Annotated in this window: 14 protein-coding genes, 5 tRNA genes and 1 pseudogene; 18 read left to right on the forward strand and 2 right to left on the reverse strand. The window is 37.5% G+C overall.

All coding sequences use genetic code 11. The features are described 5' to 3' along the window. Nucleotides 1-10: 10 nt before the first annotated feature. The 12 genes from ACVWYG_RS17895 (at nt 11) to nusG (ending at nt 8,488) form a co-directional block, all read left to right on the forward strand. A complete protein-coding gene (locus ACVWYG_RS17895; protein ID WP_457272208.1) occupies nt 11-2,710 on the forward strand; it encodes a carboxypeptidase-like regulatory domain-containing protein in 2,700 nt (899 codons plus the stop codon). 209 nt (nt 2,711-2,919) lie between these two features. Beyond that, nucleotides 2,920-3,804, forward strand: coding sequence for a tyrosine-type recombinase/integrase (locus ACVWYG_RS17900; RefSeq protein WP_457272210.1), 885 nt, complete (start codon nt 2,920-2,922; stop codon nt 3,802-3,804). A 13-nt stretch (nt 3,805-3,817) separates the two neighbouring features. Continuing rightward, nucleotides 3,818-4,159: a ribosome hibernation-promoting factor, HPF/YfiA family gene (gene hpf, locus ACVWYG_RS17905; RefSeq protein ID WP_457272212.1), complete on the forward strand. Its 342-nt coding sequence runs from the start codon at nt 3,818-3,820 to the stop codon at nt 4,157-4,159. 480 nt (nt 4,160-4,639) lie between these two features. Next, complete coding sequence (locus ACVWYG_RS17910) at nt 4,640-5,059, forward strand: hypothetical protein (protein WP_457272214.1); 420 nt, start codon at nt 4,640-4,642, stop codon at nt 5,057-5,059. Nucleotides 5,060-5,567: 508 nt separating this feature from the next. Further along, nucleotides 5,568-5,640: transfer RNA gene (locus tag ACVWYG_RS17915), tRNA-Thr, on the forward strand. An 84-nt stretch (nt 5,641-5,724) separates the two neighbouring features. Continuing rightward, nucleotides 5,725-5,807: transfer RNA gene (locus ACVWYG_RS17920), tRNA-Tyr, on the forward strand. Nucleotides 5,808-5,967: 160 nt separating this feature from the next. Next, a tRNA-Gly gene (locus ACVWYG_RS17925) sits at nt 5,968-6,040 on the forward strand. 76 nt (nt 6,041-6,116) lie between these two features. Then, nucleotides 6,117-6,188, forward strand: a tRNA-Thr gene (locus ACVWYG_RS17930). A 122-nt stretch (nt 6,189-6,310) separates the two neighbouring features. After that, nucleotides 6,311-7,498, forward strand: coding sequence for an elongation factor Tu (tuf, locus tag ACVWYG_RS17935; RefSeq protein WP_457272216.1), 1,188 nt, complete (start codon nt 6,311-6,313; stop codon nt 7,496-7,498). 83 nt (nt 7,499-7,581) lie between these two features. Further along, a tRNA-Trp gene (locus ACVWYG_RS17940) sits at nt 7,582-7,655 on the forward strand. A gap of 90 nt (nt 7,656-7,745) precedes the next feature. After that, nucleotides 7,746-7,940: a preprotein translocase subunit SecE gene (gene secE / locus ACVWYG_RS17945; RefSeq protein WP_457272218.1), complete on the forward strand. Its 195-nt coding sequence runs from the start codon at nt 7,746-7,748 to the stop codon at nt 7,938-7,940. A gap of 8 nt (nt 7,941-7,948) precedes the next feature. Further along, a complete protein-coding gene (gene nusG / locus ACVWYG_RS17950; RefSeq protein WP_457272220.1) occupies nt 7,949-8,488 on the forward strand; it encodes a transcription termination/antitermination protein NusG in 540 nt (179 codons plus the stop codon). Nucleotides 8,489-9,020: 532 nt separating this feature from the next. On the opposite strand, the gene ACVWYG_RS17955 is transcribed toward nusG, so the two are convergent. Next, nucleotides 9,021-9,977: a DUF3137 domain-containing protein gene (locus tag ACVWYG_RS17955; RefSeq protein ID WP_457272222.1), complete on the reverse strand. Its 957-nt coding sequence runs from the start codon at nt 9,975-9,977 to the stop codon at nt 9,021-9,023. Next, a complete protein-coding gene (locus tag ACVWYG_RS17960; protein ID WP_457272224.1) occupies nt 9,977-10,534 on the reverse strand; it encodes a LemA family protein in 558 nt (185 codons plus the stop codon). The genes ACVWYG_RS17955 and ACVWYG_RS17960 overlap by 1 nt, the downstream gene beginning before the upstream one ends. A 232-nt stretch (nt 10,535-10,766) precedes the next feature. Here ACVWYG_RS17960 and ACVWYG_RS17965 point away from each other — a divergent pair, with 232 nt between their 5' ends. The 6 genes and pseudogenes from ACVWYG_RS17965 to rpoB form a co-directional block, all read left to right on the forward strand. Continuing rightward, nucleotides 10,767-11,435: a hypothetical protein gene (locus tag ACVWYG_RS17965; protein WP_457272226.1), complete on the forward strand. Its 669-nt coding sequence runs from the start codon at nt 10,767-10,769 to the stop codon at nt 11,433-11,435. 793 nt (nt 11,436-12,228) lie between these two features. Further along, the gene (gene rplK, locus ACVWYG_RS17970) at nt 12,229-12,672 is read left to right on the forward strand and encodes a 50S ribosomal protein L11 (RefSeq protein WP_457272228.1); all 444 of its coding nucleotides are present in this window, start codon (nt 12,229-12,231) and stop codon (nt 12,670-12,672) included. 21 nt (nt 12,673-12,693) lie between these two features. Further along, nucleotides 12,694-13,392, forward strand: a complete 699-nt coding sequence (rplA, locus tag ACVWYG_RS17975; RefSeq protein WP_457272229.1) for a 50S ribosomal protein L1 — start codon at nt 12,694-12,696, stop codon at nt 13,390-13,392. A gap of 5 nt (nt 13,393-13,397) precedes the next feature. Continuing rightward, a complete protein-coding gene (gene rplJ / locus ACVWYG_RS17980; RefSeq protein WP_457272231.1) occupies nt 13,398-13,919 on the forward strand; it encodes a 50S ribosomal protein L10 in 522 nt (173 codons plus the stop codon). Between the two features lie 65 nt (nt 13,920-13,984). Beyond that, nucleotides 13,985-14,362 (forward strand): 50S ribosomal protein L7/L12, encoded by a 378-nt coding sequence (gene rplL / locus ACVWYG_RS17985; protein WP_457272233.1) that lies wholly within the window; start codon nt 13,985-13,987, stop codon nt 14,360-14,362. Between the two features lie 157 nt (nt 14,363-14,519). Beyond that, nucleotides 14,520-15,654: pseudogene (gene rpoB / locus ACVWYG_RS17990) on the forward strand (DNA-directed RNA polymerase subunit beta); the annotation flags it as partial.

Genomic DNA, 15,654 nt, shown 5'->3' on the forward strand with positions numbered 1-15,654 from the left:
CGCATTCTGGATGCTGAAAAAAAAACTTTTCTATTCTTTTTTTCTAGCTTTTTCCATCTCCCTATTTTTTATAGGATATTGTAATGCGCAGAAAAAGGTTTATGGTGTTGTAAAAGCCACTGATGGTACAGTCCTGCCTTATGTAGTCATTTCTTTAAAAAACAGTGGGGGCTATGTTCTACGCTATAAACAAAGCGAAGTTGATGGCAGCTATGTTCTTTTCCTCCCCGATACACTTGGTAAAGCATTTTTGTGGATAGAGGCAAGCCGTTTGGGCTACAAAAAATCACAACAACAATTGGTAGAAGGTAAAGATGTTTACAATTTCACCATGGAAGACCAGGCCATAGATCTTAAAGAAATAAAGATTAGGCCAAAACCGCAAATAATTTCTATTGGAGATACCCTAAGTTACGATGTAGCTTCATTTTCTCAACCCGAAGACCGTAGTATCGGTGATGTAATTAGGCGTTTACCCGGCGTAAGTGTAGCTGAAAGCGGCCAGATTTCTTACAACGGAAAGGCAATAAGAAATCTTTTTATTCAGGGTGATGATTTGATGGATGGTCGATATGGTTTGGCTACAAAAGTAATCACCAAAGAAATGATTAAAAGCGTGGATGTAATGCAGCATCATCAACCCATTAAGGTTTTAAAAGATAAAGTCTTAACAGATAATGTGGCCATAAATTTAGTGCTTAAGAACGAAAATAGTTTAAAGCTTGGCGGGCAGGCCACGCTTGGAGCGGGCTTGCCAGAACAGTTTGATGGTGCGTTAAATGCCATAATTTTTAATAAAAAATTTAAGATGCTCAACTCACTACAAGCAAATAATAGTGGTGTAGATTATCTTAAGGATTTTGCACAGCTGGGTACCTCTGGCTTGGTAAGCAACGTAAGTAATGCCAAACCAGCAGCACTTCTCTCTGCAGGTACCGTTGGTAATCCAGATCTACCGAAGGAAAATTATTACTTTAATAAAACGGCCCTGTTTAATGCCAATAATTTGTATAACTTAAAAAATGGCTTGCAGCTCAAAACCAATATCCAAACATTTATAGATCGAAATACACTTAATTATAGTAACCAAGTTGCTAATTATTTTCTGGGCGATACGATTAGGTTTAGCGAATTACAAAGTGCCGTTAATAAGCCCCGTGAAATCCAAACAGCGCTTACTGCTATGGTAAATAAGAACAGCTACTTCCTCAACAACAGGCTCAGCTTTAATGCTAGCGAAGCAGATAATAGTAGTTTTATAGACTTTAATGGCAAGGCGTTTAATCAAAACTTAAATGCACATGCGTATAGTTTTTCTAATGATTTTAGCTTTATTCCCGCAATAAAAAATAAAAATATTATTGATGTACGGTGGTTTCTGAGCTATTTTAATAGGCCTCAAAATCTCAATATTTTTGCTAGCCTTAGTCAGGATGTGCTAAATAATGGCCTGCCGTATGCAGCAATTGGCCAATATGCTACCATACCCACTTTTTATAGTAGCGCAAAGTTGGCTTATCGAATTACGGGTGAACATCTAATTAAACAGAACTACCAGATTGGACTGATTAACGAACGCCAAACGCTAAATTCTGAGTTGAACTTGACACAACTAAATGGCAAAACAACCGATTACACGGGCGATTTTGGCAATAATTTAAGCTGGAAAAGGGATCGCATATCCTTCGATGCAAATTATTACATAAAAAAAAAAAGGTGGCAAGCAAGTTTATCACTTCCGTTAACTGCTCAAGTCATTCATTACCAACAGCAAGCTTACCAATTAGATAGTGGAAAAAATCAGGTTTTTATAAATCCTAATGTTGGTATAAAACTCTTCGTAAATTCTGAAGACTACATTTCTGCAAACTTTAGTTTTAATAATAGTGTGGGTACAATTTCTGATGTCTATAGAGGTGCAATTCTTACCAATTACCGCTCTATATTTACCAATACGGCAGGTGTTCAACAAAAATACTCATCGGGTTCTGGACTGTTCTATAATTTTCAACGGTCTATCATTATGCTTTTTATCAATGCAGGGCTTAGCTATAATAAAATAAAAGCCAACTCCATTCTCTCCTCAGAACTCACCGAAGATATACAACGAACAGTGCTTTTGCCTTACAAAAACGATCAAAGCATGCTTTCTGCAAATGCGGGTTTAAGCAAGTATTTGTTTGCGCTCAAAGCTACTGTTTCCTTAAAATCCTCTTGGAACAGTGCACGCTACAATCAATTCATTAATAGTGCTCAACTTTCTTTCCTTAACAATAGCTTTAGCTTAAACGCAACTATAGATAGCAAGCTGTTCGGGAAAATAATATTTAGTTATGCGGGCAATGGGTTATGGAATTCAAGTAAGCAGATTACCAAACAAGCAATAAATATTAACCTGAATAACAAGACTAAAAGATTTGATCAAAATGTTTCTTTGGGCTTTACACCCAATAACCGTTTATTGTTCTTGGTAAAAGGCAGGCACATACATAGCCAACAATCCGATATATCAACTATAAATTATCTTTTTTTGGATACTAAAATCCGCTACAAACTCTTAAAATGGCGAACAGACTTAGAGTTTGACCTAACCAATGTGGCAAATATCAAAACCTACGACCTCTTTCGGCTTTCATCTAACCAATTTTCTGTTAGCAGCTACCAATTAAGAGGTCGCATGGGTATTTTACGTGCTACCTTTATATTGTAGACTTCCTAGAAAAAATATCAATTCGATTTTTGAGAATTTGAATTGAGGAACAGCATTGTTTTCCATTGCCCTTACTTCAGCGCAAGATATTACACTTCAAGGCTGGTTAATTTTTAACCGTTATATGTAAAATTTATTTAGCCATTTGGTTTGTTAAACTCTTAAAAAACATTAACTTCAATTTATATTAACAACCGAAATTTCTTTTCATGCAGCTAAAAAGTTTCCTCACTTATCTATCTCACGAAAAGCGGTACTCTCCACATACCTTAGCTTCTTATTCAAAAGATTTAAGCGCATTCGAAGCGTATTTGGCGGTTACTTTTGAGCTTGGTTTTTTAGAGGTAAAGCCAACTTACATCCGCAATTATATGATGCAGTTGATGGAAATGGGCTTTTCTGAAAATACCGTAAACCGTAAAATATCTACACTGCGCAGTTTTTACAAATTTTTGCTTCGCGAGGGTAAAATAGGGAGTAATCCTGCTGCATTGATCAAGGCGCCAAAAATACCCAAACGGCTTCCGGTTTTTGTGGACGCAGGAAAGATGGACGCTTTGTTAGATTCTGAAACCATTTTTGAGGGTGGCTTTCCCCAAAAACGCGATCATCTAGTGATAGAGTTGCTGTTTGGAACGGGGATACGGTTGGCCGAACTGCTCGGCATCCGCGAAAGCGACCTTAATATTTATGAGCAAACAATAAAGGTCCTTGGTAAGAGAAATAAGGAACGGGTAGTTCCGATAACCAAAACCCTAGCGCTAGAAATACAAGATTTTATTGCAACTAAGAAGATACAGCGTTTCGGCAACAATGTTGACGCGCTCATCGTTACAGATAAAGGAATGCCTGCTTACCCTAAATTAATCTATCGGATTGTGACAGCCTACTTAAGTCTCGTAACTACAAATGATAAGAAAAGCCCGCATGTGCTGCGGCACAGCTACGCAACGAGTTTGCTCAACAACGGCGCAGACCTTAACGCAATTAAAGAGCTGTTAGGACACGCAAGTTTGGCGGCAACGCAGGTGTACACCCATAATTCCATAGAAAGATTAAAATCAATTTATAAACAAGCCCATCCAAAGGCCTAAAAAAGGAGGAAAAATGAAAATTGGAGTTCAATCAATTCACTTTAATGCAGATGTTAAGTTGTTAGATTTTATACAAAAAAAAGCTGACAAGCTTGACCAATTCTACGACCAGATTATAAGCGGGGAGGTTTACCTTAAATTAGAAAATGTAGACAACGAGGCCAATAAAATAAGTGAGATCAAACTTATCGTACCAGGTGGAACATTTTTTTCCAAACATCAATGCAAAACATTCGAAGAGGCAACTGATTTAGCAATAGAATGTTTAAAAAAACAGATAAACAAGCATAAAGCAAAAACGAGAAGCAAATTGAGCGAGCATAAAGCTATTTTAAGCGAAATAGAGGTAGAGTAGCGAGTAACATAAAAAAGAATTAATTACAGCAAAGGCATCTCTATTTGGGATGCCTTTGTGGTTGGTAGAGTTTTTAATTTAATAGCTATTTCGAGGGTTTCGTGTAAAATTACCGGTGGTTGGTGTAAAAAATTAGAATTAACTTTAGTTTTTTTGAAAATTATCATTTAATTAAATAAACAAATTAAAATAAGATGAAGAAAATTCAAAACAATTCAAAACAATTCAAAACAATTCAAAACAATTCTGTTTTTAATTGCACTTCTTTTTACCTCAACAGTCTATTATTCGTGTAAGAAGTCTGAAAAAACATTTAAGCCAATTGAGCAACTTAAGGACGATATTCGGTTTAAAGATGTTATTCAACAGAATTTAAGCATATTCGAGAATGTAAAATCTAGCGATGACGCAAAGGAGGCTTTAGCTCTAATTACAAAACAAAATCCAACTACGGCAGATTTAGAAAAATTCTCCGTTATTTTGGGGTTCAAAAATTTTACTGCATATTCAGCTTTTGTAAAGAATCAAGATGAAACTATATTGCGGCTTAAAGAAGAATACCAATTTAGTAAATTGGGTCAAAATGCTGTAAAGGATATAGCTATTAAAGCAATGAACAGCTCCAATAAACTAAGTAGCACCACGGCGATAAACAAGCTTAGTAGCGTGAAAGGTTCTGTTTCGCTAGCTCAGAACGACTGTGAAAGACAAAGAAGAAATTGTTTGGTAATCGTGGCATCGACTGCTACCGCTGCACATATTGCTTGCGTTGCCGCTGATTTGACAGTGATCATAGGAGCAATTTGCCACGGCGCGGCTATTGCATATCAACTAGCAGCTGGAGACAATTGCAATATTGATGCCGGGGGATGCCAAAATAATCAACCCACTATAAACTAATGCTTACTATTATGAACAAGATATATATTTTGAGAATGTTAGGAATTGTACCATTTTTTCTTTTTTTAATTGCAACCCAATTATGGAAAATGACTTTTGCTGTTAAAATGACGATTTTGATACCCATAATGCTGATAGGGCTCACTTCAATCTTTTTAATGAATCAACCTCAAATCAAAAATCCAAGGTATAATTATTTAAAACTATCATTGGCTATTCTGTCTGTTGCTTTAATTTTTGCATACCAATATTTTAAATAAGTATTTGGAAAAGAGTGAAAGAACTGAATTACAAGCAAATAGTTTACGTTAATTTTTATAGAAAATAGCGGGTAGAAAATCCCGCTATTTTTTTTGAAATTTATTTTGAATAGAAGTTTAAATGTGTAGATTTGCATTCCGTTTCAGAAAGGGTGTTAATGCCTGTAGAAACGGATTGTTCTTTTAAAGATTTAGATTAAATAACACGATAAGAAACGTTTTGATTTTTTTAGACCGTTTCGTTAAAAGCCTCCTTAGCTCAGCTGGTAGAGCAACTGACTTGTAATCAGTAGGTCATTGGTTCGATCCCGATAGGAGGCTCTATTTATTTACAATGTTAGATGTTACATTGACGATTGGTAAGATGTAGTCTTAAATCGCAGTTTAAAGATCTAGAATTTGTTTGGGGAGATTCCAGAGCGGCCAAATGGGACAGACTGTAACTCTGTTATCGCAAGATTTCGAAGGTTCGAATCCTTCTCTCCCCACAATTGGAATCGCAACTGTAGATAGGTGATTTTAGATTGAAAATATCAATCTAAGATTTTTATTGGTTAGTTGTTAAAATGGATGGTAGATTTTAAAGGTTTGGATTTGGTTGATTTTAACAGTCGCAGATCATCTTTTTAGAATTTTAAATCAAAAAAAGCGGAAGTAGCTCAGTTGGTAGAGCGATAGCCTTCCAAGCTATAGGTCGCGAGTTCGAACCTCGTCTTCCGCTCTTGGTAGTTCAGTGGTAATCCTTCGGTGATTTCAAATCCCGATTGATTGACAGAAAAACCGATGAGCGAATATTAGCCGACTTAGCTCAGCGGTAGAGCACTTCCTTGGTAAGGAAGAGGTCATGGGTTCAATTCCCATAGTTGGCTCAAAAAATACTTTGTTAACTCTGTTTAGACGCACAGAACCGACAAGGTTTTTTGTGTTGTAAAATTTAAGGATTAAAAAAAGAAAATAATACAGTTTAACCTACTAATTAGTTATAAATAAAATGGCAAAAGAAAAATTTGACCGCAGCAAGCCGCACTTAAACATCGGTACCATCGGTCACGTAGATCACGGTAAAACAACTTTAACAGCAGCTATCTCGAAAGTTTTGGCTGATGCTGGCTTATCTGTGGCGCGTTCATTCGAATCTATTGATTCAGCTCCTGAAGAGAAAGAAAGGGGTATTACTATCAACACTTCTCACGTAGAATATTCTACTGCAAAACGTCACTATGCGCACGTAGATTGTCCTGGTCACGCGGATTATGTGAAAAACATGGTTACTGGTGCGGCTCAAATGGACGGTGCAATTATCGTTGTTGCAGCTACTGATGGTCCAATGCCGCAAACTCGTGAGCACATTTTGTTGGCACGTCAGGTAGGTGTACCAACATTGGTTGTTTTCATGAACAAAGTGGATATGGTTGATGATCCAGAATTGCTAGAATTAGTAGAGATGGAAATTCGCGAATTATTGTCGTTCTATGATTTCCCTGGTGATGACATTCCAGTAATTCAAGGCTCTGCTTTGGGTGGCTTAAACGGCGATCCAAAATGGGTTGGTAAAATTATGGAATTGATGGATGCTGTAGATAACTACATTCCAATTCCTCCACGTTTAACTGAGCTTCCATTTTTAATGCCGGTAGAAGATGTTTTCTCTATCACAGGTCGTGGTACAGTAGCAACTGGCCGTATTGAGCGTGGTGTGGTTAACTCTGGAGATCCAGTAGAGATTTTGGGTATGGGTGCAGAAAACTTAAAATCTACTGTTACAGGCGTAGAGATGTTCCGTAAAATATTAGATTACGGTGAAGCTGGAGATAACGTAGGTTTATTGTTACGTGGTATAGAAAAAACTGATATCCGTAGAGGTATGGTAATTTGTAAACCAGGTTCTGTAACTCCACACACAGACTTTAAAGGTGAAATTTACGTTTTGTCTAAAGCAGAAGGTGGTCGTCACACGCCATTTTTCAACAAATACCGTCCGCAATTCTATTTCCGTACAACAGATGTAACAGGAGAAATCTCGTTACCAGAAGGAACAGAAATGGTTATGCCAGGTGATAACGTTACCATCAGTGTAAAATTGATCAACGCAATCGCAATGGAAAAAGGTTTACGTTTCGCTATCCGCGAGGGTGGTAGAACTGTAGGTGCTGGACAGGTAACTGAAATTGTTAAGTAGTACTTAAACAGCTTAAAAGGTTTAAGGAATAATAGTAAAGCAAAGTTCTTGAGCACATAAACAAGAACTTTGCATTGCTAAACACGGGAATAGTTCAATGGTAGAATAGAGGTCTCCAAAACCTTTGATCAGGGTTCGAATCCTTGTTCCCGTGCCAATAGATTGAGGATTGAGGTAGATAAAGAATATAAGTGCAAATCTATCTTTTATTACCTTAACAAACATCACATCATTCAAAAACATAAAGATGGCTAAAGTAGTAGACTTCATAAAAGAATCTTATGAAGAAATGACCGAGAAAGTAACTTGGAATACTTGGGGCGAATTGCAAAATTCCGCAGTGATTGTGCTCATCGCATCGCTTATCATCGCGATGGTTATTTTTGCGATGGATAAAGGATCTACCTTCGTCTTAGATACTTATTATAAAACCCTTAACTAATTTTACTGATGAGCGAGTTGAAATGGTATGTGGTGAGAGCTGTAAGCGGTAAAGAAAAAAAGGTAAAACAGTACATCGATGCAGAGATTAGCCGGTTAGGTTATTCACATTTGGTTCCACAAGTGTTAATTCCTATGGAGAAATACTACCAAATGAAAGATGGTAAGAAAATTGCGAAAGAGCGCAATTTTTATCCAGGTTATGTATTGATAGAAACGACCTTAGATGGAGAATTAGAGCACATCATTAAGGGGATAAATAGCGTGATAGGCTTTTTGGGTGATAAAGAAGGAAATCCTATTCCCATGCGTCAAGCAGAAGTCAACCGTATTCTAGGTAAGGTTGATGAGATGAGCGAACAGGGAGAGATGATGAATGTTCCGTACTTTGTTGGCGAAAATGTTAAAGTAATGGACGGACCATTTAATGGCTTTACCGGAGTGATAGAGGAAGTGAATGAAGAAAAGAAAAAGTTAAAGGTAATGGTTAAAATCTTCGGGCGTAAATCTCCGCTAGAACTTAACTACATGCAGGTAGAAAAAGAATAGACTCACAGAATATTTAAAAGTGAAGCTTCCGAAATTCGGAGGCTTTTTTGTTTTGGAAAGGCGAGCGTCTAAAGATGCAGTTAAGTATTTTCGGCTTCGGTTTTCGGCTTTTTCCCCAATCTTAATTTGGGCGTTTATTAAGGCTATAAGATGTTTTTTAATAGCATTAATGAGCTCGCCAACGGCTCGGGTTAACACGCTATCCGCTAAATCTTTATTTGGCTTTAAGAGGCCAAATAAAGTATATCGCTTCTATCGTTAACGCTTCCCTCGTAGTGCTCGTCACGTTGAGGAACGAAACGTCTCACACGTGGGTGGTGTAAAATTCGAAGGGGGGATTAAATCGTACTTGCATCGTTTTTTAGTCTTTACTTTTCTAATCTCGTTCATCTTTGCGAGGCTTGATGCAAACCATAGTGCGAGTTCTGCAACAATTTAGTTAAGTATTCTTCTAGAGAATAATAACCGAGTTTGAACGCACCGACCGTCCAACTTCCTGCCTTTAACCTCATTCCGCCTTTAGCTTTCTGCTTTAAGCTTTATTCCAAATCCTAGTATTCAGATCCATTTCGCGCACAACATCATACATAAACCGAATGGTTTCTAAATCGTCATTAATTAAGTTTGGGTTAAGCAAAGTCTTAAATATCGGCGCCTCAAAACAGTTTCGTTCTATCGGAAAAGCAATGTACATTTTTGAATAAATAAATGATAGAGAAATAGTATCTCTAGACTGTTCATTTAATTTTAAAATTTTTTCCATCATCGAAGGGGTCAAGATGTACCTCGCCTCGACCTGATCTGCTCCGTAGGTAACAAAAGTTTTCTCGAATTCAACATTTTCCAGCTGTATTAAATTTTTGCTATTGATAGAAAATAAATTCTTGGAGAACCAGGCGCTCATGGAGCTGCCAAAACCTCTAGGTCTAACAACAGTTACGCCATTAAAATTTTTATTAAAGTCGGCTGTAAACAAGATGCCTCTAAATATTTCGTGCCATTGAGTTTGAGTTCCGTTTTTGGTGGTAGTTTCTGTTTTATATTCGGCATGCACCTCGGCAAAATAGAAGGATGTTTTATCTGCCTTACCACTCACAAAATCTTCTGTGCTGTATCTATCTGGTGTATTGGTAAAAAGCTGAGTGTCTATAAACTCTCTTTCTCCTATTCCCGAATTTGGATTTATGGTTAAGCTTTCGTCTAGAAACTTCAGGGCGTAACCAATTACGTTGAGCTTAAAAGCACCTTTATAAGCGGTTAGTGCATTGCCAATGCGATATAAGAAAACGCCGCCGGTAATTGCGCTCATCACACCAATTATAAGCGCTGGTACCAAAAACCCAATGGTGGTTCCTAGAATACCAACTACGATGCCCGCAACAATTAAGGCGTATCCCTTGGTTTGTACTTTGGCAATTTTAGCGCGTTCAATTTCTAAGGTCGCCAATACGTTTTGAAGGGCCGCATCGTTAAATAAATCGGCTGGCATTAACTGTTAAATAGGTCTTTTGCGCTAACGTTTTTGCGTTCTTCTTCGGCGGTGGCTAAAACAGAGATTGGAAAATAATTTAGCATTCCCGCAAACATATTCCCTGGAAACATCATAATGGCATTGTTGTAATCGGTAACGGACGCATTGTACGTTCTCCTTGCTGCCGCAATTTGTTCTTCGCTTTCTGTCCACGTTCCCTGCAACTGCAAGAAATTTGTGTTTGCCTTTAAATCAGGATAGTTCTCTACATTTACCATCAGGCCTTTTACCGAACTGCTTAATTGTGCATCAATCGAAGCCTTTTCGGCGTCGGTTACATTGCTAGAAACAGCTTTAGCTCTCAATTCTGTAATTTTGGTAAGCGTACTTTGCTCGTAGTTAGTGTATCGTTTTACCACCTCAACTAAATTTGGGATTAAATCAAATCGCTTTTTCAGCATTACATCAATGGCAGAAAACGCATTGGTTACTTGGTTTTTTTTGCCAACGAGCGAGTTGTAAAAAGTAATTCCGAATATTAATAGCACAACAATAATAACAGCTCCAATAATCATAATTTTTAGGTTTTCTGGTTTAGAGGATAAATATAGAAAATAATTTTTATTGGTAAAGCTTCAATTATTGCCCTTTAGCGGCATTGTTTTCATCTGTGAGGAAAGTTTTCTATTCTATTTATAGGAAATACAGGTAATGTATAAAAAAAGAAAAAAGTATATCTTTAGAAATACCTTATGGTCTATATTAATGTTTATGGATTAGTTGATTTGCTAGCGTTTTAAACTTAAGATGAAGACACCCACAATTGTATTATTTTTTGTTATGGTTTGCTCTAACGTTTTTGGTCAGAAGTTAAATGGCGACTACGTAGTTTCCAATCAGTTATTATCGGAAAGATCTACTGAATTTAAGTTTACCAACGGGTTGTTCACCTATAGTTCTAAGGGAAACTTGGCCGTAGAGAAAAGAGGAGTTGGTAGGTACCAAATAAATGGTAAGAAGCTAATCCTACACTATTCGAAAGTTCCAAATCAAGATTCATCATATTATCATATCAAATCGAAAGGGGCAGGGTTTTCGTCGGGCAATGTTTTAATCAAGATAAAAGACGATGAAGACCAACCTATGCAGGCTTGGATTCTATTAACAAACAAACAAAAAGAAGTAATAGCGTTGATGAACACGAGCGATATTGGAGAAAGTAATCTAATGCTTTATGATGCCTTTAACACAGGATTTCTTGAAATCGGGTTTTTAGGATATAACAGCGTGTTGTTTCCGGTCAAAAAATTACTTGGAAAGCAATCTGAATTGTTGGTAAAGCTAAGTTGGCAAAAAGAGATTTATCTGGATGCGCACGTGGAAGTGTATGAGTTAAGTTTTTTAAATGATAAATCAATTTCATTAACTTCGAAAGAAACCGGTAGACTGATTTTAAAAATAAATAAAAGCTTTTGATTTTTTTATTGACGTCGTATAATTTAATAGATGCAAATAAGAAAGCATTATTTCCACTATTTTGTTGTCTTTTCTATACCTCCTTTTTTGGGGCTATTTAATTGAACAAACTCCCCACTTGGAACTATCCTGAAACAAGTCCATAGAGACAGGCAAGGTTTTTCCGCAACACAGCCCGACCTAAGAACCAACTAACTTTGTATCTAAACCCGATTGGCGTGGAAAGCCCAAACTTTTTTGTTTGGCTTGTAACAGAAAGCGGGACTACAGTTGCCGATGGAATGTTAGACTTCGGTTTTCAAAATTTTATTCCTGTATTTGTCGTAACTTAGCCTACGCCTGCTGCAAATGATACCAGTTAGCCTATTAAATCTAGGTCTAATGTGCCGGTAAGTGCAGATCTTTCGTTTTTATAAATTTAAACTACTGTGAAATGTCTTATCATTATCCATTTGTAGATTGCTTTATCGAAGAAATCGGTACAGGGCTTTCCTCGCACAAACGCACAATGGCGCGAGAAAACCTTCTCTGGGCTAAACTTTTAATCTTCTAACCAATTCAACAGCGAGCCAACTCAACGGCTTAGCGGCCAAACGACTCGGTGTCTAAACTATCTTACCGAAACTATTGTATATCTGCATTATAATATCTATCTTTGCAGTCCTTTTGGTTTTATAAGAAGGATTTAATGGGCAAGTTGTGTCAAGTGAATCTGTAATTATTGGTTAAGAGGTTCTACATGTTACATGCTTCCACAATTAACATTGAGTTTTAAATAACAATTAACAAAAAAATGGCAAAAGAAGTCAGTGCACTGATCAAATTACAGATCAAAGGCGGAGCTGCAAATCCATCGCCACCAGTTGGTCCTGCATTGGGAGCAAAAGGGGTAAATATCATGGAGTTTTGTAAACAGTTTAATGCTCGTACCCAAGACAAAGCAGGTAAAGTATTGCCGGTTGTAATTACTGTTTATGCTGATAAGTCATTCGAATTCATCATCAAAACCCCGCCGGTGGCGATCCAGTTAAAGGATGCTACAAAATTGGCAAGTGGTTCTGCTGAGCCCAATCGTAAGAAAGTTGGATCGGTGACTTGGGACCAGATCAAAGCGATTGCAGAGGATAAAATGCCGGATTTGAACGCATTTACCTCAGAATCTGCCATGAAAATGGTTGCCGGTACGGCACGCAGTATGGGAATTACCGTTTCTGGTGATGCACCCTGGACTAATTAATTAATTAAACAGTTTACAACAGTGGCGAAATTAACTAAAAATCAAAAAACGGCGCATGCTAAATTAGAAGTTGGTAAAGTTTATACTTTACAGGCTGCTGCTGAATTGGTAAAAGAAATTACGACCACCAAATTCGACGCTTCGGTAGATATCGATGTGTCTTTGGGCGTAGATCCCCGTAAAGCCAATCAAATGGTACGTGGGATTGCAACTTTACCACACGGCACAGGTAAAACTGTACGTGTCTTAGCTTTAGTAAATCCTGATAAGGAAGAAGAAGCAAGAGCAGCAGGAGCAGACTTTGTAGGTTTAGACGAATATGTGGCCAAGATTGAAGGTGGTTGGACTGACGTTGACATTATTATCACTACACCGGCTTGTATGGCTAAGGTAGGTAAGTTAGGTAGGATTTTAGGTCCGAGGAACTTAATGCCAAATCCAAAATCTGGCACAGTAACCAACGATGTTGGTAAAGCTGTTACAGAGGTTAAAGCAGGTAAGATTGATTTTAAAGTTGATAAAACAGGTATCATCCACGCTTCGATAGGGAAAGTATCATTCTCGGCGGATAAGATTTATGAGAACGCTTTAGAGGTGCTTCAAATTATTTCTAAATTGAAACCATCTGCAGCAAAAGGAACTTATTTTAAGAGCATTTATGTGTCTTCTACAATGAGTCCGGGAATAGCAATTGAAACTAAATCAGTAGCGGGGATCTAATTATTATGAACAGAGAAGAAAAAAACGAAGTAGTTGCAGAACTACAAGGACAAATGCAAGAGTATGGCAATTTTTATATTGCAGATACCTCTAGCCTTTCTGTTGCGAAAATTAACAACATCCGCCGCAAATGTTTTGAAAGCGATATCATCATGAAGGTTGCCAAGAACTCTTTAATTCGCAAAGCGATTGAAGGTTTAGATGGCGATGCTTCTGAGATATACGAAAGCCTTAAAGGTTCATCTTCTTTGCTTTTCTCTAAATCGGCAAATGCGCCGGCAAAGCTTATTAAAGCTTTGAGAAAAACATCAGATAAACCATTGCTTAAAGCAGCATTTATAGATTCTTCTGTATATGTTGGAGACAACCAGTTAGACACTTTGGTGAGCTTAAAATCGAGAGAAGAGCTTATCGGAGACATTATTGGCTTGTTGCAATCTCCAGCGAAGAATGTGATATCTGCGCTTAAATCAAGCGGAGGCAAAATTGCAGGAATTGTTAAAACTCTACAAGAAAGAGAAGGTTAACGAACACCTTAAGTTCGAAGAAATTAAACAACATTATTTTACGTAAATTTTAAAATCTTAATACAATGGCAGATTTAAAAGCGTTTGCTGAGCAATTGGTAAACTTAACAGTTAAGGAAGTTAACGAATTAGCTCAAATCCTAAAAGACGAGTATGGTATAGAGCCTGCAGCTGCTGCAGTTGCTGCTGGTCCAGCTGCCGGTGGCGATGCCCCTGCTGCTCCAGAAGAAAAAACTACTTTTGATGTAATTCTTAAAGAAGCAGGTGGTGCTAAATTAGCAGTGGTAAAACTTGTTAAAGACCTTACTGGTTTAGGATTGAAAGAAGCAAAAGATTTAGTTGACGGTGCACCAAAAGAAATTAAAACTGGTGTTGCTAAAGACGAAGCAGAAGCATTGAAAAAACAATTAGAAGAAGCTGGAGCGGTAGTTGAAATTAAATAATCACTCCCTTTTAGCTCGCTAAAAAAGTATCAGACACCGACTGAAAATGTCGGTGTCTTTACGTGTTTGTAACTACCCCATTTTGTTTGGTTGATGAGGCGGTTTAACTAAAACCAAACCAATTAGTTTATTCTTAAACTACAAAACTTTTAGTCCCTTGGCAAAGAAAGTCGAACAAAGAGTAAATTTTGCAACGAGTAAGCACATTTTAGACTATCCTGATTTTCTGGATGTGCAATTGCAATCATTTAGAGAATTTTTCCAGATAGACACTACTTCAGACAATCGCTCTAGCGAAGGTTTATTTAAGGTGTTTGCAGAGAATTTCCCGATTACAGATTCTAGGAACATCTTCGTGTTAGAGTTTCTGGATTATTTTGTAGATCCGCCACGATATGATATACATGAATGTATAGAACGTGGCTTAACGTACAATGTTCCGTTAAAAGCGAAGCTTAAGCTGTCGTGTAACGATGTTGAGCATGAGGATTTTGAAACCATTATCCAAGATGTTTATTTGGGTACCATTCCCTACATGACGCCGAAAGGAACGTTTGTAATTAATGGTGCAGAGCGTGTAATTGTTTCCCAATTGCACCGTTCGCCGGGTGTGTTTTTCGGTCAAAGCCGCCACACAAACGGTACCAAATTATATTCAGCACGTGTGATTCCTTTCAAGGGTTCTTGGATAGAATTTGCAACAGATGTAAACAACGTAATGTACGCGTACATTGATAGGAAAAAGAAATTTCCTGTTACTACCTTGTTAAGGGCAATCGGTTACGATTCTGATAAGGATATCCTAGAACTTTTTGATCTTGCGGATGAAGTAAAAGTTAGCAAATCGGGGTTGAAGAAATACATTGGTCGTAAGTTAGCTGCCAGGGTATTGAAAAAATGGGTAGAGGATTTCGTTGATGAGGATACAGGTGAAGTTGTATCTATCGATCGCAACGAGGTTATTCTTGAGAGAGAAACCGTTTTAGAAGAAGACCACATTGATATGGTTATTGATGCTGGCGTAAAAACCATTATTCTTTCAAAAGAAGATGGAGCAAGCCAGGCAGATTATACCATTATTTATAATACGTTACAAAAGGATACGGCCAATTCAGAAAAAGAAGCTGTAGAAAACATCTATCGTGCATTGCGTAACGCAGAACCACCTGATGAAGAAACGGCAAGGGGTATTATCGACCGTTTGTTTTTCTCTGATAAGCGTTATGATCTTGGCGATGTTGGTCGTTACCGCATCAACAGGAAACTAAAGATGGATACGCCAGAGGATGTGA

The sequence above is a fragment of the Pedobacter sp. UYEF25 genome (assembly GCF_054061655.1).

Excerpts from the sequence above, each read along its gene's own strand:
- rplK (WP_457272228.1), top strand. The coding sequence starts at position 12,229 with ATGGCAAAAGAAGTCAGTGCACTGATCAAATTACAGATCAAAGGCGGA.
- secE (WP_457272218.1), top strand. The coding sequence starts at position 7,746 with ATGGCTAAAGTAGTAGACTTCATAAAAGAATCTTATGAAGAAATGACC.
- rplJ (WP_457272231.1), top strand. The coding sequence starts at position 13,398 with ATGAACAGAGAAGAAAAAAACGAAGTAGTTGCAGAACTACAAGGACAA.
- rplL (WP_457272233.1), top strand. The coding sequence starts at position 13,985 with ATGGCAGATTTAAAAGCGTTTGCTGAGCAATTGGTAAACTTAACAGTT.
- ACVWYG_RS17965 (WP_457272226.1), top strand. The coding sequence starts at position 10,767 with ATGAAGACACCCACAATTGTATTATTTTTTGTTATGGTTTGCTCTAAC.
- ACVWYG_RS17955 (WP_457272222.1), bottom strand. The coding sequence starts at position 9,977 with ATGCCAGCCGATTTATTTAACGATGCGGCCCTTCAAAACGTATTGGCG.
- ACVWYG_RS17895 (WP_457272208.1), top strand. The coding sequence starts at position 11 with ATGCTGAAAAAAAAACTTTTCTATTCTTTTTTTCTAGCTTTTTCCATC.
- ACVWYG_RS17960 (WP_457272224.1), bottom strand. The coding sequence starts at position 10,534 with ATGATTATTGGAGCTGTTATTATTGTTGTGCTATTAATATTCGGAATT.
- ACVWYG_RS17900 (WP_457272210.1), top strand. The coding sequence starts at position 2,920 with ATGCAGCTAAAAAGTTTCCTCACTTATCTATCTCACGAAAAGCGGTAC.
- tuf (WP_457272216.1), top strand. The coding sequence starts at position 6,311 with ATGGCAAAAGAAAAATTTGACCGCAGCAAGCCGCACTTAAACATCGGT.
- hpf (WP_457272212.1), top strand. The coding sequence starts at position 3,818 with ATGAAAATTGGAGTTCAATCAATTCACTTTAATGCAGATGTTAAGTTG.
- nusG (WP_457272220.1), top strand. The coding sequence starts at position 7,949 with ATGAGCGAGTTGAAATGGTATGTGGTGAGAGCTGTAAGCGGTAAAGAA.